28 protein-coding genes are annotated in these 26,210 nt (G+C 63.8%); 12 read left to right on the forward strand and 16 right to left on the reverse strand.

Going from position 1 to position 26,210, the window contains the following annotated elements; genetic code table 11:
* Positions 1-4: 4 nt before the first annotated feature.
* Positions 5-625 carry a translesion DNA synthesis-associated protein ImuA gene (gene imuA, locus C4Q26_RS27170; RefSeq protein ID WP_104883995.1) on the reverse strand — a complete coding sequence of 207 codons (621 nt, stop codon included), beginning with the start codon at positions 623-625 and terminating at the stop codon, positions 5-7.
* Positions 625-1,242, reverse strand: coding sequence for a transcriptional repressor LexA (gene lexA, locus C4Q26_RS27175; protein ID WP_027907615.1), 618 nt, complete (start codon positions 1,240-1,242; stop codon positions 625-627). The genes imuA and lexA overlap by 1 nt, the downstream gene beginning before the upstream one ends.
* Before the next feature lie 94 nt (positions 1,243-1,336).
* Between lexA and C4Q26_RS27180 the strand changes: the two genes are divergently transcribed.
* From C4Q26_RS27180 to C4Q26_RS28570, 4 genes are all read left to right on the forward strand, one after another.
* Positions 1,337-1,996, forward strand: coding sequence for an HAD family phosphatase (locus C4Q26_RS27180; protein ID WP_023380375.1), 660 nt, complete (start codon positions 1,337-1,339; stop codon positions 1,994-1,996).
* Positions 1,997-2,205: 209 nt separating this feature from the next.
* Complete coding sequence (locus C4Q26_RS27185) at positions 2,206-2,934, forward strand: thioredoxin family protein (RefSeq protein WP_023380374.1); 729 nt, start codon at positions 2,206-2,208, stop codon at positions 2,932-2,934.
* Between the two features lie 73 nt (positions 2,935-3,007).
* The gene (locus C4Q26_RS28565; protein WP_256583345.1) at positions 3,008-3,454 is read left to right on the forward strand and encodes a hypothetical protein; all 447 of its coding nucleotides are present in this window, start codon (positions 3,008-3,010) and stop codon (positions 3,452-3,454) included.
* Complete coding sequence (locus C4Q26_RS28570; RefSeq protein ID WP_256583346.1) at positions 3,444-3,983, forward strand: GGDEF domain-containing protein; 540 nt, start codon at positions 3,444-3,446, stop codon at positions 3,981-3,983. Before C4Q26_RS28565 ends, C4Q26_RS28570 begins: the two co-directional genes overlap by 11 nt.
* Here the strand turns inward: C4Q26_RS28570 and ureG are convergent.
* The 9 genes from ureG to pobA form a co-directional block, all read right to left on the reverse strand.
* A complete protein-coding gene (ureG, locus tag C4Q26_RS27195) occupies positions 3,946-4,569 on the reverse strand; it encodes an urease accessory protein UreG (RefSeq protein ID WP_023380373.1) in 624 nt (207 codons plus the stop codon). The two genes, C4Q26_RS28570 and ureG, sit on opposite strands and share 38 nt — an antisense overlap.
* Positions 4,570-4,580: 11 nt before the next feature.
* Positions 4,581-5,255: an urease accessory protein UreF gene (locus tag C4Q26_RS27200; RefSeq protein WP_023380372.1), complete on the reverse strand. Its 675-nt coding sequence runs from the start codon at positions 5,253-5,255 to the stop codon at positions 4,581-4,583.
* Complete coding sequence (locus C4Q26_RS27205; RefSeq protein ID WP_023380371.1) at positions 5,255-5,800, reverse strand: HupE/UreJ family protein; 546 nt, start codon at positions 5,798-5,800, stop codon at positions 5,255-5,257. The genes C4Q26_RS27200 and C4Q26_RS27205 overlap by 1 nt, the downstream gene beginning before the upstream one ends.
* A 16-nt stretch (positions 5,801-5,816) precedes the next feature.
* Entirely contained in the window at positions 5,817-6,302 is a 486-nt protein-coding gene (gene ureE, locus C4Q26_RS27210; protein ID WP_023380370.1) for an urease accessory protein UreE, read from the reverse strand.
* A gap of 10 nt (positions 6,303-6,312) precedes the next feature.
* Positions 6,313-8,016, reverse strand: a complete 1,704-nt coding sequence (ureC, locus tag C4Q26_RS27215) for an urease subunit alpha (protein ID WP_104881837.1) — start codon at positions 8,014-8,016, stop codon at positions 6,313-6,315.
* On the reverse strand, positions 8,013-8,330 hold the full coding sequence (locus C4Q26_RS27220; RefSeq protein WP_023380368.1) for an urease subunit beta: 318 nt from the start codon (positions 8,328-8,330) through the stop codon (positions 8,013-8,015). Before C4Q26_RS27220 ends, ureC begins: the two co-directional genes overlap by 4 nt.
* Before the next feature lie 10 nt (positions 8,331-8,340).
* The gene (locus tag C4Q26_RS27225; RefSeq protein WP_023380367.1) at positions 8,341-8,643 is read right to left on the reverse strand and encodes an urease subunit gamma; all 303 of its coding nucleotides are present in this window, start codon (positions 8,641-8,643) and stop codon (positions 8,341-8,343) included.
* A 9-nt stretch (positions 8,644-8,652) separates the two neighbouring features.
* On the reverse strand, positions 8,653-9,486 hold the full coding sequence (locus C4Q26_RS27230; protein ID WP_027907612.1) for an urease accessory protein UreD: 834 nt from the start codon (positions 9,484-9,486) through the stop codon (positions 8,653-8,655).
* Positions 9,487-9,842: 356 nt separating this feature from the next.
* On the reverse strand, positions 9,843-11,030 hold the full coding sequence (pobA, locus tag C4Q26_RS27235) for a 4-hydroxybenzoate 3-monooxygenase (RefSeq protein ID WP_023380364.1): 1,188 nt from the start codon (positions 11,028-11,030) through the stop codon (positions 9,843-9,845).
* A 173-nt stretch (positions 11,031-11,203) separates the two neighbouring features.
* Between pobA and C4Q26_RS27240 the strand changes: the two genes are divergently transcribed.
* From C4Q26_RS27240 to C4Q26_RS27250, 3 genes are read left to right on the forward strand one after another with little or no spacing between them, the layout of a single operon-like run.
* Positions 11,204-12,088: a helix-turn-helix domain-containing protein gene (locus C4Q26_RS27240; protein ID WP_023380363.1), complete on the forward strand. Its 885-nt coding sequence runs from the start codon at positions 11,204-11,206 to the stop codon at positions 12,086-12,088.
* A gap of 54 nt (positions 12,089-12,142) precedes the next feature.
* Entirely contained in the window at positions 12,143-12,541 is a 399-nt protein-coding gene (locus tag C4Q26_RS27245; protein ID WP_023380362.1) for a MerR family DNA-binding transcriptional regulator, read from the forward strand.
* Positions 12,542-12,561: 20 nt separating this feature from the next.
* A complete protein-coding gene (locus C4Q26_RS27250; protein WP_023380361.1) occupies positions 12,562-13,461 on the forward strand; it encodes a hydroxymethylglutaryl-CoA lyase in 900 nt (299 codons plus the stop codon).
* 532 nt (positions 13,462-13,993) lie between these two features.
* Here the strand turns inward: C4Q26_RS27250 and C4Q26_RS27255 are convergent.
* The gene (locus C4Q26_RS27255; protein ID WP_023380360.1) at positions 13,994-14,524 is read right to left on the reverse strand and encodes an MgtC/SapB family protein; all 531 of its coding nucleotides are present in this window, start codon (positions 14,522-14,524) and stop codon (positions 13,994-13,996) included.
* A 192-nt stretch (positions 14,525-14,716) separates the two neighbouring features.
* Here C4Q26_RS27255 and ccoG point away from each other — a divergent pair, with 192 nt between their 5' ends.
* Genes ccoG through C4Q26_RS27270 form a run of 3 tightly spaced genes read left to right on the forward strand, consistent with a single transcriptional unit; the run spans position 14,717 to position 19,708 of the window.
* Positions 14,717-16,114: a cytochrome c oxidase accessory protein CcoG gene (ccoG, locus tag C4Q26_RS27260; RefSeq protein WP_023380359.1), complete on the forward strand. Its 1,398-nt coding sequence runs from the start codon at positions 14,717-14,719 to the stop codon at positions 16,112-16,114.
* Between the two features lie 52 nt (positions 16,115-16,166).
* On the forward strand, positions 16,167-17,576 hold the full coding sequence (gene mapR / locus C4Q26_RS27265) for a GntR family transcriptional regulator MpaR (RefSeq protein WP_023380358.1): 1,410 nt from the start codon (positions 16,167-16,169) through the stop codon (positions 17,574-17,576).
* 56 nt (positions 17,577-17,632) lie between these two features.
* Positions 17,633-19,708: a PAS domain-containing sensor histidine kinase gene (locus C4Q26_RS27270; RefSeq protein WP_023380357.1), complete on the forward strand. Its 2,076-nt coding sequence runs from the start codon at positions 17,633-17,635 to the stop codon at positions 19,706-19,708.
* 8 nt (positions 19,709-19,716) lie between these two features.
* Here C4Q26_RS27270 and C4Q26_RS27275 read toward each other — a convergent pair whose 3' ends face one another.
* Both C4Q26_RS27275 and xerC read right to left on the reverse strand, forming a co-directional pair.
* Positions 19,717-20,463: an SDR family oxidoreductase gene (locus tag C4Q26_RS27275; protein WP_104883996.1), complete on the reverse strand. Its 747-nt coding sequence runs from the start codon at positions 20,461-20,463 to the stop codon at positions 19,717-19,719.
* Between the two features lie 83 nt (positions 20,464-20,546).
* The gene (gene xerC, locus C4Q26_RS27280) at positions 20,547-21,461 is read right to left on the reverse strand and encodes a tyrosine recombinase XerC (RefSeq protein ID WP_023380355.1); all 915 of its coding nucleotides are present in this window, start codon (positions 21,459-21,461) and stop codon (positions 20,547-20,549) included.
* A 162-nt stretch (positions 21,462-21,623) separates the two neighbouring features.
* Between xerC and C4Q26_RS27285 the strand changes: the two genes are divergently transcribed.
* Positions 21,624-22,271, forward strand: coding sequence for a DUF1345 domain-containing protein (locus C4Q26_RS27285; protein WP_023380354.1), 648 nt, complete (start codon positions 21,624-21,626; stop codon positions 22,269-22,271).
* On the opposite strand, the gene C4Q26_RS27290 is transcribed toward C4Q26_RS27285, so the two are convergent.
* The gene (locus tag C4Q26_RS27290; RefSeq protein ID WP_104883997.1) at positions 22,197-23,426 is read right to left on the reverse strand and encodes a pyridoxal phosphate-dependent aminotransferase; all 1,230 of its coding nucleotides are present in this window, start codon (positions 23,424-23,426) and stop codon (positions 22,197-22,199) included. The genes C4Q26_RS27285 and C4Q26_RS27290 overlap by 75 nt on opposite strands.
* Before the next feature lie 295 nt (positions 23,427-23,721).
* Between C4Q26_RS27290 and C4Q26_RS27295 the strand changes: the two genes are divergently transcribed.
* On the forward strand, positions 23,722-23,982 hold the full coding sequence (locus C4Q26_RS27295; protein ID WP_027907608.1) for a DUF1652 domain-containing protein: 261 nt from the start codon (positions 23,722-23,724) through the stop codon (positions 23,980-23,982).
* Here C4Q26_RS27295 and C4Q26_RS27300 read toward each other — a convergent pair.
* The gene (locus tag C4Q26_RS27300) at positions 23,979-26,066 is read right to left on the reverse strand and encodes a bifunctional diguanylate cyclase/phosphodiesterase (RefSeq protein ID WP_104883998.1); all 2,088 of its coding nucleotides are present in this window, start codon (positions 26,064-26,066) and stop codon (positions 23,979-23,981) included. The two genes, C4Q26_RS27295 and C4Q26_RS27300, sit on opposite strands and share 4 nt — an antisense overlap.
* Positions 26,067-26,210 lie beyond the last annotated feature (144 nt).

The following is a 26,210-nucleotide window of genomic DNA, read 5'->3' on the forward strand; positions in this document are numbered from 1 at the left end:
CGCATCAGCCCCGCCCTGGACAGGCAATGGGAACCGCCGGCGGCAGGCCACCCCGACACTTGAGCACCCGCCATTGCGCCGGTCGGGTGTCGATGGCTATGCGCAACGCGGCCGGCGACGGGTTGTGCGCGGCCTGCTGGGGTCGACAGGCGAACGCCAGGGCCTGACCGGTCTCGGCGGCCACCTGCAGGCGCCGCAGGGAGCGGTCGTCGGCCCGCTGCGGCCAGCACAGCACGGCGGCGCAACTGCCGGAGCGCAGGCATTGCTCGGCGGCCCACAACGCGTCGGCTGGCTCGGCGTCGACCTGGGCCAGCCAGCGCAGGTCGACGCCGGCCGCCTGCCAGGCCGGTGCATAGGGGATGAAAGGCGGTGCCACCAGCACCACCCGCCCCCCGTCGGCGCTCAGGCGCGCCAGGGAGGGCCACAACAGTTGCAGTTCACCGCAACCGGGGCTGACCAGCAGCAGTTCGGTCAGTGCGGCGGCGGGCCAGCCACCATCGGGCAGGCGCTGATCGAGGGCGTCGTGACCGGTAGGCTGCAACCCGAGTGGGCGTGCCCGGACCTGCCGACCGCGCCACACCTGGCGCTGGTCGAGCAGCCTGTCGAGTTCGACCACCGCGCCCATCAGTCACGCCTCAAGAGGCCGCAGAACACGCCTTCGATGAAGAACTCATGCTCCGGCCCCACTTCGATCGGCGCATAGGCCGGGTTGCGCGGCACCAGCCGGTAGCCGCCAGGCTGGCGTTGCAGGCGCTTGATGGTGACTTCGCCGTCCAGGCGCGCCACCACGATTTCGCCATCGCGGGCATCGGCCTGCTGACGGATGCCCACCAGGTCGCCGTCGAAGATGCCATCGTCGACCATCGAGTCGCCGCGCACTTTCAGCAGGTAGTCCGGGGGGCGGCGGAACAGGCTGGGGTCGAGCAACAGTTGCTCGTGGATGTCCAGGTCCGGGCCTATAGGCGCGCCCGCCGCGACGCGACCCAGCACGGGCACTTCAAGGATTTCCGGGCGCCGCAGCGGCTCGGCCAGGCGAATACCCCGCGCCTGGTTCGGCGTGACGTCGATGTAGCCAGCCTGGCACAAGGCGGTGATGTGCTTGCGCGCCACGCTGCGCGAGGCGAAGCCGAAGCGTGTGGCGATATCGGCAAGGCTCGGCGGCTGGCCGTGATCGGCGATGCGTTCACGGATGAAGTCGAGGATTGCGCGGCGTTTGGGGGTCAAGTTGTCCATGGAGCACATTTGTACTCTTTTCGGAGCGCACTGAACAGCCCCCCTCGTCGCCAGGTTTGGTTATCATCCCCAGGCGTGTGTTTTTTCAATGCCTGGATGCCTGATGCTGACTGCCCTGCTGTTCGACCTCGATGGAACCCTTACCGACACCGACACCCTGCACTTGCAGGCCTTTCGCCAACTGCTGCGCGAACATGATGGCCGCGAGCTGACCCAGGCGCAGTTCGATGCCCAGGTCAGTGGCCGGGCCAATGGCGAGTTGTTTGCCGAGCTGTTTCCCAAGGCCAGTACGGTGCAGCGCCTGGCGCTGGCTGACCGCAAGGAGGCGCTGTTCCGCGAGTTGGCCCCGGCGCTTGAGCCCATGCCAGGGCTGTTGCGCCTGCTGGAGCATGCCCAGGCGCAAGGCATCGGCATGTGCGTGGTGACCAACGCCCCTAGGCTCAACGCCGAGCACATGCTCTCGGCCATGGGCCTGGGCGCGCGATTCGAGCATGTGCTGGTGGCTGAGGAATTGGCCCGACCCAAGCCAGACCCCCTGCCTTACCTCACCGGCCTGCAACGCCTTGGGGCAGAGGCCGGACAGGCACTTGCCTTCGAGGACTCGTTGCCGGGGGTGAAGGCGGCCAGCGGGGCCGGGATCTTCACCGTGGGGATTGCCACGACCCAGACGCCTGAGCGGTTGCTGGCGGCAGGTGCACAGTTAGTGGTCGCGGATTTCGCTGATTCGCGGCTGTGGGAGGTGGTCGAGCGGATGCAGGGGTGAGGGTTTGCTGGTGCATGACGCAAGCGGTGTAGCGCCTGGACGATCGAGCGCCGCGCGGGCGGCGCTCGATCGCCCAGGCGCTACACCACTTCCGGCATACGCCCAAAACGCCACCGGCCAACCACCATTCGTCGCCCTCTCGATTCCCCGGTCGAATCTCACCCCTCCCACACGACCATTACTGAATCCCCAAGCGCGGAGTCAGTATCATGAGCACCCCGGAACCGAAGCACGAAGTGGTCTCACGCAGTCAATGGCTGGCCGCCCGCCAGCAACTGTGGCTGCACGAAAAAGCCCTCACCCACCAACGCGACGAACTGGCTGCCGCCCGCCGCGCCCTGCCCTGGGTCAAGGTCGAGCAGCCCTATCGCTTCCAGGGACCCGACGGCGATCTGAGCCTGGCCAACCTGTTCGCTGGCCGCAGCCAGTTGCTGCTGTATCACTTCATGTTCGCCGAAGGCTGGAGCGAAGGTTGCCCAGGCTGTTCGTTCCTCGCCGACCACTTCGACGGCGCCAACCTGCACCTGGCGCACCACGATGTCTCGCTGGTCGCCGTCTCGCGGGCGCCTTACCCCCAGTTCCAGGCATTCCGCCAGCGCATGGGCTGGCGCTTCCCGTGGTACTCCTCCCACGGCAGCACGTTCAACGAAGACTTTGGCGTCAGTGTCGCCAGCCAGGGCCAACGCCAGTACAACTACGCGCCATACACCGGCAACGAAAGCGAATTGCCCGGCCTGAGCGCGTTCTTCCGCGACCACGACGGGACGGTCTTCCACACCTACTCCACCTATGCCCGCGGCCTCGACATCCTGGTCAACACCTACAATTTCCTCGATATCGCGCCCCTGGGCCGCAACGAGGGCGGCACCATGGACTGGGTACGCCACCACGACCGTTACGAACAGGCGCCAGCAGCACCGCATTGCTGCCATCAGTAGCACTACGCCCATGGCGGGCATTCGCCAGGAAAGCAGCCATACTTGAGGCCGTCCCCCGCCTCACAGGCCCGCCATGCCCAGTATCCGTCCGCGTACCGATATGCGTACCCTTGTGCTGGGCATGGTGCTGCTGGCCTGCCTGGCCACCTTGGGCAACACCCTCTACGTGACCAATCGGGTCCAGCACGGCACCCTGATACAGCTTTCCCTACGGGCCAACCAGGCCCACGCCAGCAAGGTAGCGTCCAGCATCGCCGAGTTTCTGCGCTCGCCCCACAGCCACCTGCGCTACAGCGCTCGAAAACTGGCCACAGGCCTGGACGATACAGCCCTGCTGCAAAGCGAAGCGCACCGCCTGCAAGCGCAGGACAAGGACTTCAACTCGATCGTCATGGTTAACCCCGATAGCCAGGTACTGATGGCCTACCCCGACATCCGCCAGATCGCCAGCCGCCGCCAGCGCTCGCCGGAAATCCATCCGCCAGGCCTTGCTGACGTGCGATCAACTGTTGCGGGATAAATTCGGTCGTTTGCGCCAGGGAGCGCAGAGCGATGCGCTCACCGGCCTGGCCAACCGACGGGCGCTGTACCATACCCTCGACGCCCTGATGCAAGGCACACGCCCGTTCGCCGTGCTGGCGCTGGATATCGATCATTTCAAACGGGTCAACGATACCTTTGGCCATGACGCAGGCGACGAAGTGCTCAAACACCTCGCCGCTTTGCTGCGCCAGCAGTCACGCCAGCAAGACCTGCCTTGCCGGGTGGCTGGCGAGGAGTTCACCCTGCTGCTGCCCGACACCGGCCATGCCGATGCACGGCGCATCGCCGGGCGAATTCGTGAGGCGGTCGAACAAGCTGATACCGCCCATGTTGGCCGACTCACGTTGTCCATTGGCGTGGTCTGCCGGCAGACCGATAGCGATCAAGCCGAGACGCTGCTCAAGCAGGCGGACGAGCAGCTCTACAAGGCCAAGCAGAATGGCCGCAACCGTGTGGAAGTGCTGGGCTTCAGCCCCGCACACCCAACATCCCCCGCTCAACGATGAAGTCGATCACCGCCTGCAGGCCTTCGCCTTTCTTCAGGTTGCTGAAGGTCCAGGGGCGCTCGGGGCGCATACGCTGGGTATCGCGCTCCATCACCTCCAGCGAAGCGCCGACATAGGGCGCAAGGTCGGTCTTGTTGATCACCAGGAAGTCGGACTTGGTGATGCCAGGGCCTCCCTTGCGCGGAATCTTCTCGCCTTCAGCCACGTCGATCACGTAGATGGTCAGGTCGGCCAATTCAGGGCTGAAGGTGGCGCTGAGGTTGTCGCCGCCGCTTTCCACGAAGATCACTTCGAGGTTGCCGAACTTGCGCGCCAGGGCTTCCACCGCCGCGAGGTTCATCGAAGCGTCCTCACGAATGGCGGTATGGGGGCAGCCGCCGGTTTCCACGCCGACGATGCGCTCAGGTTCCAAGGCGCCGGCCTCGGTAAGGATGCGTTGGTCTTCCTTGGTATAGATGTCGTTGGTGACCACGGCGATCTGATAGTGATCGCGCATGGCCTTGCACAGGGCTTCGAGCAAGGCGGTCTTGCCCGAGCCGACCGGGCCGCCGACACCGACGCGCAGGGGTTGCTGATAGTTTTGCATGCAGGCAGTCCTCAAGAACGGAACAAACGGGTGTATTGGGTTTCATGGCGCGACGAAGCGATAGCCAGCAGCGGCAGGCCGCCACCGAGCTGATCGTCGTCCAGCGCCAAGGCATGGTCGAGCACGCCGGGCAGCGCTTGGCCCAGGTCGCGCAGCAGTGTCTGGGCCGCTTGTTGGCCGAAGGGCACCAGCTTCACGCCTGCCATCACGGCGCCTTCCAGCCAGGCAAAACCATGGCCCAGGGCCAACTGGCGTAGCGGGATCGACCAGTGGGCGCCGAGCCAGGCCATGCCGCCGAGCTGGCTGAGTTCCAGGCTGGCGCGCCAGGCCGGGTCCTGGCCCAATTGCCAGCCGTCGAGCATGCGCGCCAGGGCCGAGCCGCGCTGCTGTTCTTCCAGGCGCAGCTCGGCGGTTTCGCGGTTGGCCAGCAGGAACCGGCTCCAGCGGCCGAACGCCTCGGCATCATCGGCCTGGCTGGCCCGGTACAAGCGCGCCAGCAGCGGCCAGTCGAGGTGGCCGAGGGTGTCGTGCAACTGCTCTCGTTGCCAGGCACTGAAGCTGGCGATGTCGCGCACCCAACCTGCCTCGACAGCCCACTCCAGACCTTGCGAATAGGTGAACCCGCCTACTGGCAGGCCGGGGCTGGCCAGCTGCAGCAGGCGTAGCAGTGCCAGGTCGCTGTTCATCAACCGGCCAGCACCAAGGCGGCGCCGGCCAGCAGGCCACCGCCGAAGGCCTTCTGCAGGCCGCTATGGCGACGCAGCAGGCAACCGACGGCGAACCCGACCACCAGCAGCAGGCCGCTGACGGTGACGAAGCCTGCACTGAACAGCCAGAAGGCACTAGGGGTAGCTTCCACACCGTGGGCCCAGCCGTGGAACAGCGCGAACACCGGCATGAGCAGAGCCAACACCAGCTGGCGGCTGGGCAGCAACAACGCGCCAGCGGCAACCAGCAGCGAGACGGTAATCAGGGTTTCCATGCCTAACACGTCACCGAACACGTGACCGCAGATGGCGCCACCGAACATCGCCGCCAAGGTGGCCAGCGGCAGTGTCAGGTTGCGGCGGGTCAGCGCAGCAAGCACGCCGGTACCTAGCAGCATCAGCAAGTGGTCAAGGCCAGTCAGCGGGTGAAGCAGACCGTCCTGCAACGGATTGGCATCGTGGCCAGGGTGGGCGAAGGCTGGCAAGGCCACCATCAGCAAGGCAAAGGCGATCGTTTTTTTCATGGTTGACTCCGTGTACTCAAGAATGGGCTGGCATGCGCACGAACGGGTGATCGTGGCCATGGCTGTGGCTATGCGGCGCACTCTGGTAGGCGCCGGCCTCGGGTTCGAAAGGGGCCTGTTCGGCTTCCACCGTCAGGCCCAGGCCGCGCAGCATGTCGTCCAGCACATGGTCGTGCTGAAAGCGCAGCAGGCCCGGTTCGATCTGCAGCGGCACATGACGGTTGCCCAGGTGATACGCGGCACGGGCCAGCAGGTGTGGATCAGCGCAACGCACCGTCGACACCGCTTCCGGGGCAGCCAGCACACGTATCACCTGACTGCCTTGGGCATCGGCCAACAACTCGCCGCCACGCAGCAGGTGGCCACGTTCGAGCATCAGGCCAGCCTCGCGACCGTCGTCGAGCGTGACGCGCAAGCGGCTCTTGATTCGGCTGTCCACATCCAGGGTGACAGTGCCGGTAACAGTGTCGGATGCAGGGATCCGGCGGGTCAGGACAATCATGCTTGCTCCTTCAGAACAGGAAATAACGCTGAGCCAGCGGCAATTCGGTGGCTGGCTCGCACACCAGCAGCTCGCCATCGGCACGCACCTGATAGGTTTGCGAATCGACTTCGATCACCGGTTGCAGGGTGTTGTGTACCATGTCGGCCTTGCGCACCCGGCGGCAGCCGTGGGCCACCCCTATCAGGCTGCGCAGGCCCAGCTCCTCGGCCAGACCGCGGTCCATGGCGGCCTGGGGCAGGAAGGTCATGCGCGTGGCATGCCGGGCAGCGCCCAGGGCGCCGAACATCGGACGGTAGTGCACCGGCTGCGGCGTCGGGATCGAGCCGTTGATGTCGCCCATCGGTGCAGTGGCGATCATGCCGCCCTTGATCACCAGGGCCGGCTTCACGGCGAAGAAGGCTGGTGCCCACAACACCAGGTCGGCCAGCTTGCCCACTTCCACCGAGCCGACTTCATGGGCGATACCATGGGTCAGCGCCGGGTTGATGGTGTACTTGGCGATGTAGCGCTTGACCCGGAAGTTGTCGCTGTAGGTGGTATCCGGGGCCAGCGGTCCACGGCGCAATTTCATCTGGTGCGCGACCTGCCAGGTGCGCAGCACCACTTCGCCGACCCGGCCCATGGCCTGGGAGTCGGACGAGGTCATGGCAAAGGCGCCCATGTCGTGGAGAATGTCTTCGGCGGCAATGGTTTCACGGCGGATGCGCGACTCGGCGAAAGCCACGTCTTCGGCAATGCTAGGGTCCAGGTGGTGGCAGACCATGAGCATGTCCAGGTGCTCATCGACCGTGTTGACCGTGTAAGGCAGCGTCGGATTGGTCGAGGATGGCAGCACATTGGCCTGGCCTGCCGCACGGATGATGTCCGGGGCATGACCGCCCCCGGCACCTTCGGTGTGGAAGGTGTGGATGGTGCGGTCACCGATGGCGGCCAGGGTGTCCTCGATGCAGCCGGATTCGTTGAGCGTATCGGTATGAATGGCCACCTGGATGTCCATTTCTTCCGCCACGCCCAGGCAGCAGTCGATGGCCGCGGGTGTCGACCCCCAGTCCTCGTGCAGCTTCAGGCCCACCGCTCCCGCGGCGATCTGCTCGCGCAAGGCTTCAGGTTGCGAGGCGTTGCCCTTGCCCAGCAGGCCGATGTTGATCGGCAGGCAATCGGCGGCCTGGAGCATGCGCGCCAGGTACCACGGACCTGGGGTGCAGGTAGTGGCGTTGGTGCCGGTAGCCGGCCCGGTGCCGCCACCGACGAAGGTGGTGACGCCGCTGGTCAGCGCCTCCTCCACCTGCTGCGGGCAGATGAAGTGGATATGCGAATCGATGCCCCCGGCGGTGACGATCTTGCCTTCGGCGGCGATCACTTCGGTGCCTGGCCCGACCGGCACGGTCACGCCAGGCTGCACATCGGGGTTACCGGCCTTGCCGATGACGGCGATGCGGCCATGCTTGACGCCGATGTCGGCCTTGACGATGCCCCAGTGGTCGATGATCAGCGCGTTGGTCAGCACCAGGTCCATGGCCTCGGCCGCCAGCATCTGGCCTTGCCCCATGCCGTCGCGGATGACCTTGCCACCTCCGAACTTGACCTCTTCGCCATAGAGGGTGAAGTCCTTCTCCACCTCTACCCACAGCGCGGTGTCGGCAAGGCGCACGCGATCGCCGACAGTGGGGCCGAACATGTCGGCGTAGGCTCGACGGGAAATACGGCTCATGCCTGGCCCTCCAGTGCGCCCATTATCTTGCCCTGGAAGCCGTAGACTTCCCGCTTGCCGGCGTAGGCCACCAGTTGCACGGTGCGTGACTGGCCGGGCTCGAAGCGCACGGCGGTGCCGGCGGGGATGTCCAGGCGAAAGCCGCGTGTAGGTTCACGTTCGAACACCAGCGCGTCGTTGACTTCGTAGAAGTGGTAGTGCGAGCCGACTTGCACCGGCCGGTCGCCATGGTTGGCCACGCTGACGCTGACAGTGGCGCGGCCGACGTTGAGCTCGATGTCGCCATCGGCGACCTGGATTTCTCCGGGAATCATGGGTGGCTCCTCAGACGATGGGGTCATGCACGGTCACCAGCTTGGTGCCGTCCGGGAAGGTGGCTTCGACCTGCACGTCGTGGAGCATCTCGGCGACGCCTTCCATGACCTGCTCGCGACTCAACACTTCGCGGCCCAGGCTCATCAGCTCGGCCACAGTCCGGCCATCGCGGGCACCTTCGAGCACCGCGGCGCTGATCAATGCCACCGCTTCCGGGTAATTCAGCTTCAAGCCGCGGGCCAGGCGCCGCTCCGCCAATAGCGCGGCGGTGAACAGCAGCAGTTTGTCTTTCTCTCTCGGGGTCAGTTCCATGGCGCGTTCTCAGGTAGCCCAAATGCGCGGCGGACATGCCGGCAGGCCGAGAACGGCCGGCCGCAGCACATGCCAGAGGCGCTGCAGGGTGCGTTGCAGATGTTGGTTGTCGTGATCGAGCAGACGGATCACCAGCAGTTGCCCCAGCAGCGTGGCGCCAGCGGGGTTGCCCAGTGCTTCGAGCAAAGGCCGCACCTGCTCCAGCAGCGCCTGGTCGGCGGGCGCGGCGCAGAAGGTGGCCAGCAGCGGGTGGTCAGCGACCTTGTCCAGGCGCCCGCCTTCGATACGCAGGCGCTCGTGCAGCCCCGGGTCACCGGGCATGTCGATGCGCAGTCGGCTATCCAGGGCGCCTTGCTCGAAGCGTTCGTTCATCACTGGCCGCCCCAGGCAGAGGGTTTCCCAGGCCAGTAGCCGGGCACCAGGCTCCAAGGTGAAACAGCTGTCGAGGCTCGCTCGGGCACCGCAGAAGAAGATGCTGTCCTGAGGCAGCCATTCCAGCGTGCTGCCCGGCTGCAGGTGAAAGCGCTGACGTAATCGGGCGGTAGGGCCGATGCTGCGGTAGAACTTGCTGGCGCCGGGCATGGTCAGCAGCGCGTGACTGCCTGGTTCCAGATGAATGTCCAGTTCCAGGCGGTCGCCAGCAACGATGCCGCCGGGTGGGTGCAGCACATAGACGTGACACGGTGCACCTTCCGGGTAGAACGGTCGCTGCACCAAAAGAGGACCAAAATGATGGCGCGCACCAAGACGGGTCACGCCGGCGCGTTCGACAAAGCGCAACTGCAAGTGCGCGCTCCAGCCAGCATCCTGTTCGGTATGTTCGATCTGCTCCGCGAGCGACATCCTGCGGCCCCTGATATCCGTGGCCTGACGGCCGTTGTGAGGGTTTGGCGCGGCGCCGCTGAGCATTGCCTGCCTGACCACTCGATCAAATTCGATGGCTGGATATAGCAGGTTGCGGGCCAACTACGCAGGTGAAGGAAAATGAAACGTGTGTGGCGACTGCTCTGGCATCGGGCACACAGGGCTATGGCGCACAAACGAGGGGCGGTACAGAGCCCCGTTTTGGGCCATGGCGGTGGAAGTGGCGTGGGTTCGGACGGGATCGTTTGGTGGCCCCTGGTTTTACCTGGGGTGAAGAGTTGGCGGGGGCAAGAAAGCTTTGCCCCCAACCCTGGAATTTCCCACGGAAACTGCGCCTACTCCACCGCTTCGTAGGGCAGCCCGACGTAGTTTTCGGCGATGTTCACCAGACCAGCCGGCGAGGTCAGGAAGTACTCGCGATCGGCCTCCTGCATCTTCTGGTCCCAGGCATCCTTGTGGTCGCCGAAGTCATGCAGCAACTGAGTCATGAACCAGCTGAAGCGCTCGCCCTTCCACACCCGGCGCAGCGCCAGTGGCGAATACTGCGCCAGCAGGTCGGTGCGGCCCTCGCGGTACACCTTGACCAGGATACGGAACAGGTAGTTGACGTCGGAAGCGGCCAGGTTCAAGCCCTTGGCGCCGGTGGGCGGGACGATGTGCGCGGCATCGCCAACCAGGAACAGGTGCCCGTACTGCATGGGCTCGACCACCAGGCTGCGCAGCGGAGCGATGCTTTTCTCCAGTGCAGGGCCGGTGACCAGACGTTCGGCAACGTCATCAGGCAGGCGCGCCTTGAGCTCCTCCCAGAAGCGCTCGTCGGACCATTCCTCCACGCGATCTTCCAGTGGAACCTGCAAATAATAGCGGCTGCGGGTGTGGGAACGCTGGCTGCACAGCACGAAGCCGCGTTCATGGTGGGCATAGATCAGTTCATGGTTCACCGGCGGGGTGTCGGCCAACATACCCAGCCAGCCAAAGGGGTAGACCCGTTCGTAATGCTTGAGCACACCTTCAGGAATGCTCTGTCGCGACACACCGTGGAAACCGTCGCAGCCAGCGATGTAGTCGCAGTCCAGGCGATAGGTTTGGCCGTCTTTCTCGTAGGTCAGGTAAGGGCGTTCACCCTTGAGTTCGTGGGGCTGGACGTTGCTGGCGGAATAGATGGTCAGTGCGCCGCTGGCCTTGCGGGCCTCCATGAGGTCGCGGGTCACTTCGGTCTGGCCGTACACCATGACGGTCTTGCCACCCGTCAGGGCCTTAAGGTCCAGGCGTTGGCGACGCCCGCCAACCAGCAGCTCGACGCCTTCGTGAACCAACCCTTCGCAGTCCATGCGGGCGGCCACACCGGCTTCGCGCAGCAGGTCGACCGTGCCCTGTTCGAGGACGCCTGCACGGATCCGGCCCAACACGTATTCAGGGGTCTGGCGTTCGACGATGACCGTGTCGATGCCAGCGTTATGCAGCAACTGGCCAAGCAGCAGGCCGGACGGACCTGCGCCGATGATTGCAACCTGAGTGTTCATTGTTCTTGTCTCTTGTCTGGCGATGCCAGCCCACGACTGGCAGTGGCTGGGCATCTGCTGTTAGGGTTTGCCCCTGCATTTTTACTGGCAATGCACCGCTAAAAAGTGTGCTATCCAATATAAAAACTGCACTTTTGCAAAAAGCGTTCGATTAACGGACAGGAACAAGAACAATGAAATCCACCCTCCCCGGCGTCCCGCTGTTCCAGTTGTATGGCGAAAACCAAGCCTGGCCCGCCACCGACTTGCTGCATTGCGAGACCATCCCGGTGCGCAGCCGCCTGCACCATTGGGAAATCAAGCCGCACCAACATGCCGAGTTGTTCCAGTTGCTCTACGTGCAGCGGGGTCGGGCCGAGGTGGAGATCGAGGGCCGGCACAGCGAAATCCGCGAGGCCGCGATCCAGGTCGTGCCGCCACTGACGGTGCATGGCTTTCGCTTTAGCGCGGACATTCAAGGGCATGTGGTGACGTTCGGCGCAGCCCTGGTAGCCGATCTGGAACAGCGCTTGGGCACGCCGCTGCGGGTGCTTTCGACACCGGCCTGCTACCCGTTGGGCAAGGATCGTCAGCACCTGCGCACGCTGATCGACACCTTGCAGCAGGAATACCAGGGCAGTGCCCCGGCGCGGTCGACCATGCTCCAGGCGTTGGTCACCGCACTGGTGGTGTGGATCAGCCGTCGCCAGCAACAAGGTTTGGCACCACGCAACCGCGATGAACGCGACCGCCTGTTGCTGGGCCAGTACCTGCGCCTGGTCGAGGCTCATTACCGCGAACACCTGTCGGTGGAGGACTTCGCCGCGCACCTGAATATTTCCAGCCTGCAACTGAACCAGCTATGCCGCGAGCTCAGCGGCCAGACGGCCTTGCAGGTCGTCCATCAGCGCCTGCTGCTGGAGGCCCGGCGCAACCTGATCTACACGCGTATGAGCATCAGCCAACTGTCGGACAGCCTGGGGTTCAGCGACCCCACCTACTTTGCACGGTTCTTCAAACGGCTGACCGGCCAGACGCCCAATGCATTCAGGCGTTCGGCTTCGCACGCGCCTGCTTGACGTATACGTCAACCTGCCATTAGGTTAGCCACATACCATCCTGCGAGCCCGAGCATGAGCAGCCAGACCTACAGTATTTCCGACCTGTCCCGCGAGCTGGACATCACCACCCGCGCTATCCGCTTCTATGAGGAACAGGGCCTGCTGAGCCCAGAGCGCCGCGGCCTGGAGCGAATCTATTCGGCGCGCGACAAGGTCAGCCTCAAGCTCATCCTGCGCGGCAAGCGTATCGGTTTCTCGCTGGCCGAATGCCGTGAATTGATCGAGCTATACGACCCCACCAGCGGCAACCTCAAGCAGCTCAACAGCATGCTGGCGAAAATCGCCGAGCGCCGTGCGCAGCTGGAACAGCAGATGCTCGATATCCACCAGATGCAACTGGAACTGGACACCGCCCAGGAGCGCTGCGAACAAGCCCTGGCTGCCACCTTGAACAAGAACGACAACCGTTGATCCGCCACAGGAACCCTGCCATGTCCTTGCCCAAACACGTTCGCCTGGTCGAAGTCGGCCCGCGCGACGGCCTGCAGAACGAAGCCCAACCTATCAGTGTTGCCGACAAGGTGCGCCTGGTGGACGACCTCACCGAAGCCGGGCTGAGCTACATCGAAGTCGGCAGTTTCGTTTCGCCCAAATGGGTACCGCAGATGGCCGGTTCCGCCGAGGTGTTCGCCGGTATTCGTCAGCGCCCAGGCGTTACCTATGCCGCCCTGGCACCCAACCTGCGCGGGTTCGAAGACGCATTGGCGGCCGGTGTGAAGGAGGTCGCGGTATTTGCCGCCGCCTCCGAGGCCTTCTCGCAGCGCAACATCAATTGCTCGATCAGTGAAAGCCTCACGCGCTTCGAACCGATCATGGACGCGGCACGCAGCCACGGCGTGCGTGTTCGCGGCTATGTGTCGTGCGTGCTCGGTTGCCCTTATGAAGGCAAGGTCAGCGCCGAACAGGTCGCACCGGTCGCCCGTGCCCTGCATGACATGGGCTGCTACGAGGTGTCGCTGGGCGACACCATTGGCACCGGAACCGCCGGCGATACCCGGCGCCTGTTCGAGGTGGTGTCGAAACAGGTGCCACGCGAGCAACTGGCCGGGCATTTCCACGACACCTATGGGCAAGCCCTGGCCAACGTCTATGCCAGCCTGCTGGAGGGTATCAACGTGTTCGACAGCTCGGTCGCAGGCCTTGGGGGCTGTCCCTACGCCAAGGGCGCCACCGGCAATATCGCCACGGAGGACGTGCTTTACCTGCTGCAGGGGCTGGGCATCGACAGCGGTATCGATTTGGACCGACTGATTGCAGCCGGTCAGCGTATCAGTACCGTGCTGGGCCGAGCCAATGGTTCACGGGTGGCGCGGGCGCGCACTGCGGGCTAGTTCACACGGCTGTCACATTTGTGTGGGTGGAGTGTTACCGCCCCCACAAAAACCAGCAAAAAATCGGGTAACAGGGAAACAAATCGACAAAATCTCAGGTCACCCGCCACACGCCCAGAACGCCAACCTATTGATTTTAAAGGATTTTGAAAAGTTGGCACGCCACCTGCTATATCTTTGGCATAACAAGAACAAAAACGTGATACCCAATAAAAACAACAGATAACGGCTCTGACATAAAAAAAACAACACGGCAGAGGCGTAGCAAGCAGATTTTTTTGGAGTAGATACGCTTTTCAGGGGTTCGCCCCGCGGTCTGACACAGAACAATAAAACTACCTTCAGGTAGAGACGGTCAGGACCGGACCAGCCCTGGTGAAAGCAGATCAGCGCTCAAAAAAATACGTTTGCTCTTGACCCCGGATGGGGGTCGGCCGCAGTACCAAGACAGGCTAACAAAAACAACAAATGGTCGGTCTTCAATAATAAAAAAGAGCAAGCAACAACGCTTTGAGGGGAGCTCCGGCTCCCCTCAGTGCTTCCTGCCTTCGCCCTCCTCCTGCTTCGCCTCCTCATGCCCTTCGACCTTTTCCACCACCTTGGGCATCGTGCCCAGCACCAGTAGCGCCATCACCGTGCTTACCAGCGCCGTCACTTCTCGCCCCATGCCTGCCGCCGTGCCGATGGCAGCGGTCATCCAGAGTCCGGCAGCGGTGGTCAACCCCTTCACATGGCTGGTGTCCTGCCCATTGCCCTTGAGAATGGTGCCCGCCCCCAGAAAACCAATGCCCGCGACGATGCCCTGGATCACCCGGCTCAAGGCTTGCTCATCCGCCCCGGCCATCGCTGGTGCCAGGACAAACAGCGCGGCCCCAAGCGACACCAACATATGGGTGCGCACACCTGCCGATTTACCCTTGTGCTCACGCTCGAACCCCAGCACCGCCCCCAGCAATGCCGCCATCAGCAAACGCAGCAGAATCCGCGTCACCTCGCCTTCGTCGGTCACATCGGCAAATTCGGACTCAATGGCCAGCACCACAGGTCGCCACCAAGGTTCCATAACCGCCTCCCGCATCAGGCCACTCACATGAACGGTGGACCGCGCTGTGTGCCAGGAGTGCCGCCTACCGGCTGGCGAGCAACACGCCTGGCCATCTGATACGGTTTTTATTGCAAAACCTGAGTCTGTGCTGAAAACAGTTTGACGGCGATAGTGCAGCAACCCTGATGCAGGCCTGATGAGCACAGAACCATGAGCGAACGCATTCCCTTCGTCGAGATCGCTGCCCCGCGAAGCACCGCCAAACCCGTCGACAGCGGCATCCATACCCGCAGCTTCAAAGGTCTGTACCGCAACCTGCGAATCGTCTTCGCCGGCAGTCTGTTCGTGTTGTTCTTCGGTACCGCCTGGCTCGACTGGAACGGGCGCCAGGCCGTGCTGTGGGATCTGTCCAACAGCAAGTTCCACATCTTTGGCGCCACCTTCTGGCCACAGGACTTCATCTTGCTTTCGGCAGTTCTGATCATCTGTGCCTTCGGCCTCTTCGCCATCACCGTATACGCCGGCCGGGTGTGGTGTGGCTACAGTTGCCCACAGAGCACCTGGACCTGGCTGTTCATGTGGTGCGAAAAGGTCACCGAAGGCGACCGCAACCAGCGCATCAAACTCGCCACTGCGCCCTGGAGCCTGGCGAAGGCGGCCCGCCGTACACTCAAACACAGCTTGTGGATGGCGATCGGTGTACTAACCGGCCTCACCTTCGTGGGCTACTTCACGCCGATCCGCCCCTTGGCGGCTGAGCTGTTCACCCTGCAACTGGGGGGGACGGCACTGTTCTGGGTGCTGTTCTTCACTGCCGCCACCTACATCAACGCCGGCTGGCTGCGCGAGGCGGTGTGCCTGCACATGTGCCCGTACGCGCGCTTCCAGAGCGTGATGTTCGACAAGGACACCCTGGCCGTGGCCTATGACCCACGCCGAGGCGAGGCACGCGGGGCACGCAAGAAGGGCGCCGAGGCCCGCGCCCAGGGCCTGGGCGATTGCATCGACTGCACGCTGTGCGTGCAGGTCTGCCCCACCGGCATCGACATCCGCGACGGCTTGCAGATGGCCTGTATCGGCTGCGCCGCCTGTATCGATGCCTGCGATGGCGTGATGGACAAGATGGGCTACCCACGTGGCCTGATCGGCTATAAGTCCGAACACAGCCTGCAAGGCGGCACCACCCACTGGCTGCGCCCACGTCTGTTAGGCTATGCCTGCGCCCTGGTGGTAATGCTCGGCGCCTTGGTGGTGGCCTTGCAGGTGCGCCCGATGGTGTCGCTGGACGTGATCAAGGACCGCGGCCTGTTCCGGGAGAATGCCCTGGGCCAGATCGAGAACATCTACCTGCTGAAAATCATCAACAAGACCGAACAGACACAGCGCTATCGGCTGCGCCTGGACGACGCCGAAGGCTTTGCCTTGCAAGGCCCGGACGAACTGATCGTGCCAGCCGGGGAAATGAGCGAAGTGCCGGTATCGGTCGCCCTGCTCGCCGAGCGCCCGACCAGCAGCTCGCAGGCGCTGAGTTTCGTGGTTCAGGACAGCGACGAGCCCGAGGTGCGGAGCGTGGCCCAGAGCCGCTTCGTGGCACCGATGAACCGCTGATCCCTTACACTGCCCATTCACCTTGCCCGCCAGGCCACGACAAACAGCCACGATGAAACGCTACGAACGATTTGCCGACGACATCGCCGAACTGATCCGCACCGGGGTGCTCGGCCCAGGCCAGCGCGTACCTTCGGTGCGCTATGCCAGCCAGACCCATGGGGTCAGTCCGTCCACGGTGTTCCAGGCCTATTACCTGCTTGAGCGACGCGGCTTGATTCGTGCCCGGCCGCGCTCAGGCTATTTCGTCAACGCTCACGCACCGCGCCCGTTCAGCGAGCCGCAAACGCTACAGCCGCTCAGCGAATCCACCGAGGTAGATGTCAGCGCCCTGGTGTTCTCGATCCTCGAGTCGATCAAGGACCCCAACACCGTGCCGTTCGGCTCGGCGTTCCCCAGCCCCGAACTGTTCCCCTTGCAGCGCCTGTCGCGCTCGCTGGCCAGCGCCAGCCGCACGATGGACCCGCGCATGGTGGTGACCGACCTTTCGCCTGGCAACCCGCAGTTGCGGCGGCAGATCGCACTGCGCTACATGGTCGGCGGCCTGATGCTGCCCATGGAAGAGCTGTTGATCACCAATGGCGCACTCGAAGCGCTGAACCTGTGCCTGCAAGCCGTCACCGAACCCGGTGACCTGGTAGCCATCGAAGCCCCTGCCTTCTATGCCTGCCTGCAGGTACTGGAGCGACTCAAGCTCAAGGCGGTGGAAATTCCCGTGCAGCCACGCGAAGGCATGGACCTCGGCGTGTTGGCACAAACGTTGGACAAGCACCCGATCAAGGCTGTGTGGTGCATGACCAACTTCCAGAACCCCATGGGCGCCAGCATGCCCGAGGCCAAGAAGCAGGCATTGGTCGAACTGTTGCGCCGCCACCAGGTGCCGCTGATCGAAGACGATGTCTATGCCGAACTGTACTACGCCCAGCAAGCCCCCAAGCCGGCCAAGGCGTTCGACACCGAAGGCCTGGTGATGCACTGCGGCTCCTTCGCCAAGAGCCTGGCACCCGGTTACCGGATCGGCTGGGTCGCAGCCGGGCGATTCGCCCAGAAAATCGAACGCTTGAAGTTAATGACCTCGCTATGCGCCTCGATGCCCGCCCAGGCCGCCATTGCCGATTACCTGCAGCACGGTGGCTACGACCGCCACCTGCGCAAGCTGCGCTATGCCCTCGAAGGCCAGCAGGCCAACATGCTGGCGGCCATCGCCCGGTATTTCCCGGCGCAGACACGGGTCAGCCAGCCTTCCGGGGGCTACTTCCTGTGGCTGGAACTGCCCGAGCAGATGGACGCGCTGAAGCTGTTCCACATGGCGCTGGCCCAAGGCATCAGTATCGCCCCGGGGCCGATCTTCTCGCCGACCCGACGCTTCGGCAATTGCATTCGCCTGAACTACGGCAGCCCTTGGCATGATGGCGCCGAGCAGGCCATGGAGACACTGGGCCGCATCGTGCGATCCTTCTAGCCGCCACCATGACGGGCAGGCTACAGTGGGGCCATGCCCCACTGTCGGACGACCGCATGCCCTCTCGCGAATTGCTCCATTTGCGCCAGCAACTCGACGCACTGCAACAGCGCACCAGCCAACTCGAAGCCACGCTGGCGCAGCAACAGACGCTCGGTGATGGTCTCTATCGCTTCCTGTTCGACACCATGGACGAAGGCTTCTGCATCATCGAGTTCTTCGATGGCCCCCATGGCCCACTGAGCGACTATGTGCATGTGCTGGCCAATGCCGCCTACACCAAGCACGCCGGCATCCCCAACGTTGTGGGGCAAAAGCTTCGCCAGATGGTCCCCGACGAGGCCGATGACTGGGTGGAGCGCTACGGCGCGGTGCTGCGCACCGGCGAACCGCTGCACTTCGAGCAGGAACTGGTCGCCACCGGCCGTGTACTTTCGGTCACCACCTTTCGTGTCGAGCCCCCCGAGAAACGTCAGGTCGCGGTGCTGTTCAAGGATGTCACCGAACGCCGCAAGGCCGAGCTTGCCCTGCAGCGGCTAAACGAGGAACTCGAGCAACGGGTCAGCGAAGCACTGGCCGAACGCCGGCTATTTGCCGAGTTGATCGAGCACAGCGTGGTCAATGTGCATGTGGTCGACACCGACATGCGCTGGTTGGCCGTCAACCGGCAGGCCAAGGAAGACTTCCACAAACTGTATGGGCACACGCCGCAAGTCGGTGCGTCCATGCCGGCCCTGATGGGCGATGCCGATGACGACCGCGCGCGGTTCCTGCCAATGTGGCGTCGGGCCCTGGCAGGCGAGCGCTTCCTCGAAATGAGCGTCTTCGGCAGCGAGCACTACGTGCGCCACTTCGAGCTGCACTTCAACGCCTTGCGCGACCATGACGGCACGATCCAGGGCGCTTACCTGTTCGCCTACGACGTCACCGAGCGTTTCCAGGAGCAGCAACGGCGGCTAAAGGCCGAAGAAGCCTTGCGCCAGGCACAGAAAATGGAGGCCGTGGGACAGCTCAGCGGCGGTATCGCCCATGATTTCAACAACCTGCTCGGCGGCATACTTGGCGCCCAGGACCTGATGCGCCAGCGCCTGGCCCGGGAGCAGTACGACGACCTGCACCGCTTGCTCGACCTTTCCAACAGCTCGGCCAAGCGCGCCTCATCGCTGGTGCACCGCCTGCTGGCCTTCTCCCGCCAGCAAACCCTGCAACCACGTTCCACCCACATCACCGCGCTCGTGCATGACATGGAGGAATTGGTGCGCCGCTCCATCGGGCCATCGATTGAGTTGAGCAGTCGGTTCCATTCGCCCCTGTGGCCGGTGTTCATCGATCCACCTCAGCTGGAAAGTGCTCTGCTGAACCTGTGCATCAACGCTCGCGATGCGCTGCCTGCTGGTGGCACCATCGTCATCGAGGGCGAGAATCGGGTGCTGGATGCCGACCAGGCACGTGCAGTGGAGCTGCCTTCCGGTGAATATGTGTGCCTGACCATCTCGGACAACGGCCGTGGGATGACGCCGGAGGTGATGGCAAGGGCGGTGGATCCGTTCTTCACCACCAAGCCGATGGGCCAAGGGACGGGGCTGGGGTTGTCGATGACCTACGGTTTCGTGCGCCAGTCCGGCGGGCAAATGCGCCTGCGCTCGACCCTCGGCGAGGGCACCGAGGTAGCACTCTACTTGCCTCGCCATTACGAGCAGCCGGTTGCTTGCAGTGTCGAATCGGCAAGCAATCCGACAGCGTCCACACACCCGAGCGGCCAGCGAATCCTCCTGGTAGAGGACCAAGTGGCGCTGCGCATGGTGGTCAGCGAGGTGCTGGAAGAGCTGGGGTACCAGGTCGAGGCATTCGAAAACGGCCTGGCGGCACTGGATCATCTACAAAATGGCGAACGGCCCGACCTGCTGCTCAGCGACATTGGCCTGCCCGGCGGGATCAATGGTCGCCAATTGGCCGAGCGCTGCCGGGCCCGCTACCCGGACCTGAGCGTGCTGTTCATCACCGGTTACGACGAGAGTGCGGCGCTTAGCGAGGGGCAACTGCTCCAGGGCACGCGCGTTCTGACCAAGCCCTTCGAACTCGGAGCACTGGCTGACCAGGTGCGCCAGTTGCTCGACAATGGGCAGAAGTGACGGCGGGCTTAGCGCCCACCGCCGAGGTCAATGAAACTGCCGGTGGAATAGGACGCCCTGTCCGATAGCAGCCAGAGAATCGCCTCGGCGACTTCCTCGGGGTACCCCCCGCGCCCCATGGGCAGGCCCGGTTCGAGCTTGCTCACCCGCCCCGGGTCGCCGGACAGGGCATGGAAACCGGTGTGGATGTAGCCGGGCCGCACACCGTTGACGCGCACGCCCTCGCCCGCCACCTCTTTGGCCAGGCCGAGGGTGAAGGTATCGAGCGCCCCTTTGGATGCGGCATAGTCGACGTATTCGTTAGGAGAACCCAGGCGCGCCGCCACCGATGAGACATTGACGATGGCGCCGCCCTGACCGCCGTGGCGTCGGGACATACGCCGCAGCGCGTGCTTGGCGCATAGCATCGGCCCGACCACATTGGTTTTCATCACCTTGAGCAGGCGAAACTCCGACATGTCCTCGACCCGGCTTTGCTGGGCGATGGTGCCGGCATTGTTGACCAGCGCGGTGACCGGACCGAGATCGTGGTCGACCCGCTGGAACAACTGGATCACCTCATCCTCGACGCTGGCATCGGCACGCACGGCAATGGCGTCGGCGCCCAACGCCCGGACCTGGGTCAGAACGCTCTCGGCGGCCTGATCATCGGCGTGGTAATTGATACAGATACGGTAACCCTGCTTTGCCGCCAACAATGCCGTTGCGGCGCCGATGCCACGGCTGGCACCGGTGATGACGATAACGTTGTCCATGTCACTGCCAATCGCTTGGTTGGGAGTCACCGACAATAGGGGAAAAGCCTGCGCATGGGAATGCCTTGGGCACCGGCGCTTTTTCAGTAATCGAAGCGATCGACCGCACGCCGCCGTTCGTTGTCATCCCGCCGATCATAGCTGGCAGTGGTCTGGATGTTGGCATGGTGCGCAAGCTTCTGGGCAATCGACAGGTCGTGCTCTTCGATCACCCGGGTGATGAACGCACGGCGAAAATCATGGGGCATGATCTTGACCCCCACCTGGGCACCGCGTTGGCGAGCGATGTAGTAGATCGCATGCTTGGTGATGCGCGCGCGGGTGATGTGGTTGCCACGGCGGATACGGTTGAACAGGAACGGGTCGTCCGCAGCCCCCTCGGGCAACGCCTGGCGACGAAGGTCGAGCCAGGCCTGAAGCTTTTCGAAGGCCCAGGCTGGCGCGTACTTGACCAACTGCCGATTACCCTTGCCCACCACCTGCAAGCTGCGTTCGATGAAATCGACCTGTGTCAGGTCGATGTCCACCGACTCGGACTTGCGCATGCCGGTGCCATACAACAGCGCAATGATCGCCGCGTCACGCACGCCTTGTGGGCGTGGGTCGGCTGCACAGACGTCCATCAGTTCGCGAATCAGACTGCGTCGCAGGTTGCGCCCCGGTGGCAGACGGCTGCCGGTGTCTGGCTTGACTTCGCGGATTCGAAGCAGCCGCTCATGCTCGATCAGCCCCTGGCGCCAGGCTTCGTTCATCACCCCGCGCACCGCATTGACGTACAACGACGAACTGTTCGGCGCGTAACCGTCCGACCGCAACGCGGCCACCAGACCGATGACATGCCCAGGCTCGAGCTGGTGCCAGGGTACATCGACGATATCGTAATCGACGAAACCAAGCCGGTCGGCGGCATCCTGGAGAATGTAGCGCATCGTCTGTTGGCTGGAGGGCGCCAGCCGGGCCAGGTACTGCAGCAGCGGGTTTTGCGTGAGGTCGGACAAAACGTGATCCTGTAGCGAAGCCCAGGGCGGCGTGACGCCACGCCAGGCGTGAAGCGAATCAATGCCATCACCTTGATATTCAAGGGGTTTGACGGTGGCACGGCCCATGATGGTACCCCATAGGCTATCGTGGTAGCCATGACTCACCATCGCCGAGGCCGCATGGCGTTCCATCGACTGACCCGCACCCATCCCCGCCTGAGCATCGCCACCCTGGCAGGCGTTGTCGGCGCCTGGCTGGTTCCCGCCGACGACACCGTCCAGCAGGTGCTGATCGGCTGGAACATCGGCGTCTGGCTTTACCTGTTGCTGGTATTGTGGCTGACCTGGCGGGCCAGTCCCGATACCGTGCGCCGGGTCGCCCGCATCGAAGACGAGAACGCAGGCCTGGTGCTGTTCACCGTCTGCATCGCAGCCATCGCCAGCCTGGCGGCGGTCACCCTGCAGTTGGTATCCAGCCGCGGGCTGCACGGCAGCGACCTTGTCCTGCACTACCTCTATACTGGGCTGACCGTTGCCGGCTCCTGGTTGATGATTGGCTGCATCTTCAGCCTGCACTACGCCCGCCTGTTCTACACCGACGATGGCAAGGCACCGCCCCTGCGCTTCGCGGACAATGAATGCAACCCGGATTACTGGGACTTCCACTATTTCTCGTTCACCCTCAACGTGGCGGTGCAAACGTCGGATGTCGGCGTCGCAGGGCGGGCTTTGCGACGGGTAGTGCTGGCGCACTCATTGGTAGGTTTCGTGTTCAATACGGCCATCCTGGGGTTCACGATCAACATCGCCGCCGGGTTGCTGGGCTAGCGCACGCCAGGCACAAGCAGCGACACGGCGACAAACGTCCTCCAACTGACCAGTCTCCAGCACCAGCCCCATGCGTACATGCCCTGCCGCGCTGGGGCCAAAGGCATCGCCCGGTAGCAGCGCTACGCCCTCCTCCATTAGCAGACGCTGGGCGAACGCCTGGGCACTAAGCCCGGTCGCGCTGATGTCGAGCATGACGAACATGCCGCCTGAGGGCTTGTGAGCCCTGACCCCCGGGCAATCGGCCAGGACCGAGCACACCCGGTCACGACGCTGTCGATACGCTTCGCGCATCTCCCGCACCGCCGGCAGGTCTCCTTCCAACGCAACACAGGCTGCCTGCATCACAAACTCCGGCAAGCCGAACAGCATGGCCATGGCCAGGTTGGCCAAGTGCGCGGCGAGCGGGAGCGGTCCGACCACCCAACCGATTCGCCAGCCGCTCATGGCATGGGACTTGGACAGGCTGTCGATGATCACGCAGCGCTCGGCCATGCCCGGCAGGCTGGTCGGGTCGATCACCTCGCCCTCGAACAACAACCCGCTGTAGACCTGGTCGCACACTAGCCACAGGTCGTGCTCGCGGCATAGCTGCGCGAGTTGCGCCATGTCCTGGGCTGGGATGGCGACGCCGGTGGGATTGTGCGGGGTATTGAGCCACAAGCCCCGGGTACGGGGGGTGACGGCCCGGGCCACGGCCAGCGGATCGAGCCGGAACCCCTGCTCGGGGCTGACCGACACCACGACCGGTAGCGCCCCACAGGCGGCGAGTACCGCAGGGTAGGTAACGTACATGGGTTCGGCGACGATCACCTCGTCTCCCGCCTCGAACAGGCATTGGGCGACGGCGTACAAGGCACACTGCGCGCCCGCCAGCACCACCACTTGGTCCGCCGTGACTTGCGGGCCGCTACGCCGGGCAATGGCCTGGCGCAAGGCCAGGCTGCCGCGCACATCGCTGTAATGGGTATCGCCGCGGCGCAGGCTGCTGACCGCCGCCTCGACGATGGGTCTGGGCGTGTCGAAATCGGGGTCGCCCACCGATAGCAGGAAGATCTCTCGCCCTTCGCGTCGCAGGGCCTGAGCCTGATAATGGATGTCCCAGGCAGAGCTGGCGTCCCCGGCGATGCGTTGCGTGAGCGTGGAATAGCGCATGACTGTCTCCCTGTCTGCCCAGCCCGCACCGCTCGTCCGAAAACGCTGTGCGCCAACTGGGGTTAAACATAGCAGAGGCCACGGCTCAGCTAGCGGCAGGCCGCGAAGGAAAACGTTTGCCTGGACGTTAATAGCCCAATGGTAGGCATGACGGATCTGTGACCGCCTTCAAGCCTTCATGCAATTGTCTTGAGCGGCGCGGGACAATGGCGATCCAAGTGCTATGGTTAAGTTCCCGGCAACCGCGCATGCGGCCATCCAAACGAGGCGTCCAGGACTGGACAAGGAGGCTGGCTTGAACAAAATGACGTTCCCCAACGCCTGCCAGGTGATGCGTTGGCATTTCCATCCGCTGGGCTTCGAGGCCAGCATGGATGCACCGCGCAGCATGGTCGCCCGCCTGTTCGACCGCGCCACGGGGCAAACCCTGCTCGCCATTGCCGGTATCCCCTGCGCAGCCATCATGGCGGCCTCCGACGTGGAACGGATCATCGAAGCCGTCGAGGCCGAGATGGAGGCGTTCGTGCCTGCCATGGCACTGCGCGACGCAGGTTAAGCCACTGCGTCGCTCGCCTGACGCAACGCCTGCAGCTTGTCCATGAACTGCTCGGCCGGCACCGGCTGCCCGAGCAGATAACCCTGTAACGAATCGCACCCCAGACGGGTCAGAAAAGCCTGCTGGCGGTCGGTTTCCACTCCCTCGGCGACGATCCGCAGGCCCAACGCCTGACCCAATGCGACAATCGCCGAAACGATGGCCGCATCGTCGCTGTCTTGCTCCAGGTCGCGCACAAAACCTCGGTCGATCTTCAGCTCGTTGGCTGGTAGGCGCTTGAGGTACATCAGGCTGGAATAGCCAGTACCGAAATCGTCGATGGACAGGTCGACCCCCATGTCGGCCAGGCGCTGCAGTACCGTGAGGCTGGCATCGGCATCGTGCATCGCTGTGGTTTCGGTGATTTCCAGGGTCAGCCGGTTGGCCGGCAGGTTGTTTGCGCGCAACGCTCGGGCAACGCTGTCGACCAGCCCGGCATGGCAGAATTGAATCGCCGAGAGGTTGACCGCAATGCGCCAGTCCTCGTGCCCCTGCTCCATCCAGGCGCGCATCTGTCGGCAGGCTTCCTGCATCACCCATTCGCCGATGGGAATGATCAGACCGGTCTTCTCCGCCAGGCCAATGAAGCGGTCTGGCAACAGCAGCCCGTGCTGGGAGTGCTCCCAGCGCAACAGGGCTTCGGCACCGATGGGGCGGCAGGCCTGGGCATCGAACTTGGGCTGGTAATGCAGACGGAACTGGCCCAGCTCAAGGGCCACGCGCAGGTCCTGGAGCAGTTGCAGCTGCTGACGGGCATTGCTGTTCATCGACACGTCGAAGAAGCTGTAGCCATTCTTGCCGGCGCTCTTGGCGTGATACATCGCGGCGTCGGCATTACGCAGCAGTTCGTGCTGGTCCTGGCCATTGCCGGGATAAAGCACGATGCCCAGGCTTGCCGACAATTGCAGGTCATGTTCGGCAACGCGGAAGGGACGCGATACCAGGTTGACCTGCTTGACCGCCACGCCCATGGCATCGTCCGGTTCCTGAAGCTCCACCAACAGCACGAATTCATCGCCGCCAATCCGTGCCAGGGTGTCCTGGCTGTGCAGATGGCCTCGCAGGCGCGCCGCCACCTCCTTGAGCAGCTGATCGCCCACATGATGACCAAAGGCGTCATTTACCGGCTTGAAGCCGTCCAGATCGATGAACATCAGCGCAAAACAACCGCCCTGCTCCGCCACCTTGCGGATGGCTTGCTCGATGCGGTCGGCCAGCAGTGTACGGTTGGGCAAGCCGGTCAGGGTATCGTGCAGGGCCAGTTGGATCAGCTCCTGGTTGGCCCGTGTCAGCGAGCGGGCAAGCTCGGCCGTGCGCGCTTCCAGACGGGCGTCGAGCACCGAGGTGAGCAACGCTACCGACAGTACCGCCAGCGTGGTGATCAGCACCAGGTAGACCAGCCCGTCACCCTTGAGCCCCTCTGCCAACGCACCGCAGTAACTGCCTTCGGGAAAATTCGCCGCGGCCATGCCGGTGAAGTGCATGCCGACGATGGCGAAGCCCATGATGATCGCCGCCAGACCGCGAACATGCCGGACATAGGGGGTATGCTGGCGTAGCCGGAAAGCGATCCACAAGGCTGCCGCCGAGGCACTCGCGGCAATGGCCAGGGATGCGCTGAACAATACCGGGTCGTAGTCGATCCCTGGCAGCATGCGCAACGCGGCCATGCCGGTGTAGTGCATGAAGCTGATGCCGGCTCCCATGATCAGTGCACCGAACCCCAACTGCGTCCAGGGCAGGCTCGGCTGGCTGACCAGCCACAAAGCGAAAGCCGAGGACAACACGGCGATCAACAGCGAGAACGCGGTGAGGCCGAAGTCGTAGCCCAGCTGGATAGGTAGGCTGAAGGCAAGCATGCCAATGAAGTGCATCGACCAGATGCCAATACCCATGGCCAGCGCTCCGCCCACCATCCACAGATGAACAGCCCGGCCTTTGGCCGTGGCGATGCGCCCCGTCAGGTCGAGGGCGGTGTAGGACGCTAGAATCGCCACGCACAGCGAAATCAGCACCAGCGAGGAAGAGTAGCTACCGGTCAGCATCAGGAGTTCCAGCGTCGGGACGAAGGGCCCGGAAAAAGCTGACGATTGTACTCAAGCGTTAGCGAAACGCACGGGGTTTTTGCGAATGGGAACGGATCCAGGCTGCTGTCAAGGTCGACCGCCAGCCAGCCCGCTCCGGGAGAG

The organism is Pseudomonas sp. SWI44, assembly GCF_002947915.1.
Lineage (GTDB): Bacteria > Pseudomonadota > Gammaproteobacteria > Pseudomonadales > Pseudomonadaceae > Aquipseudomonas > Aquipseudomonas taiwanensis.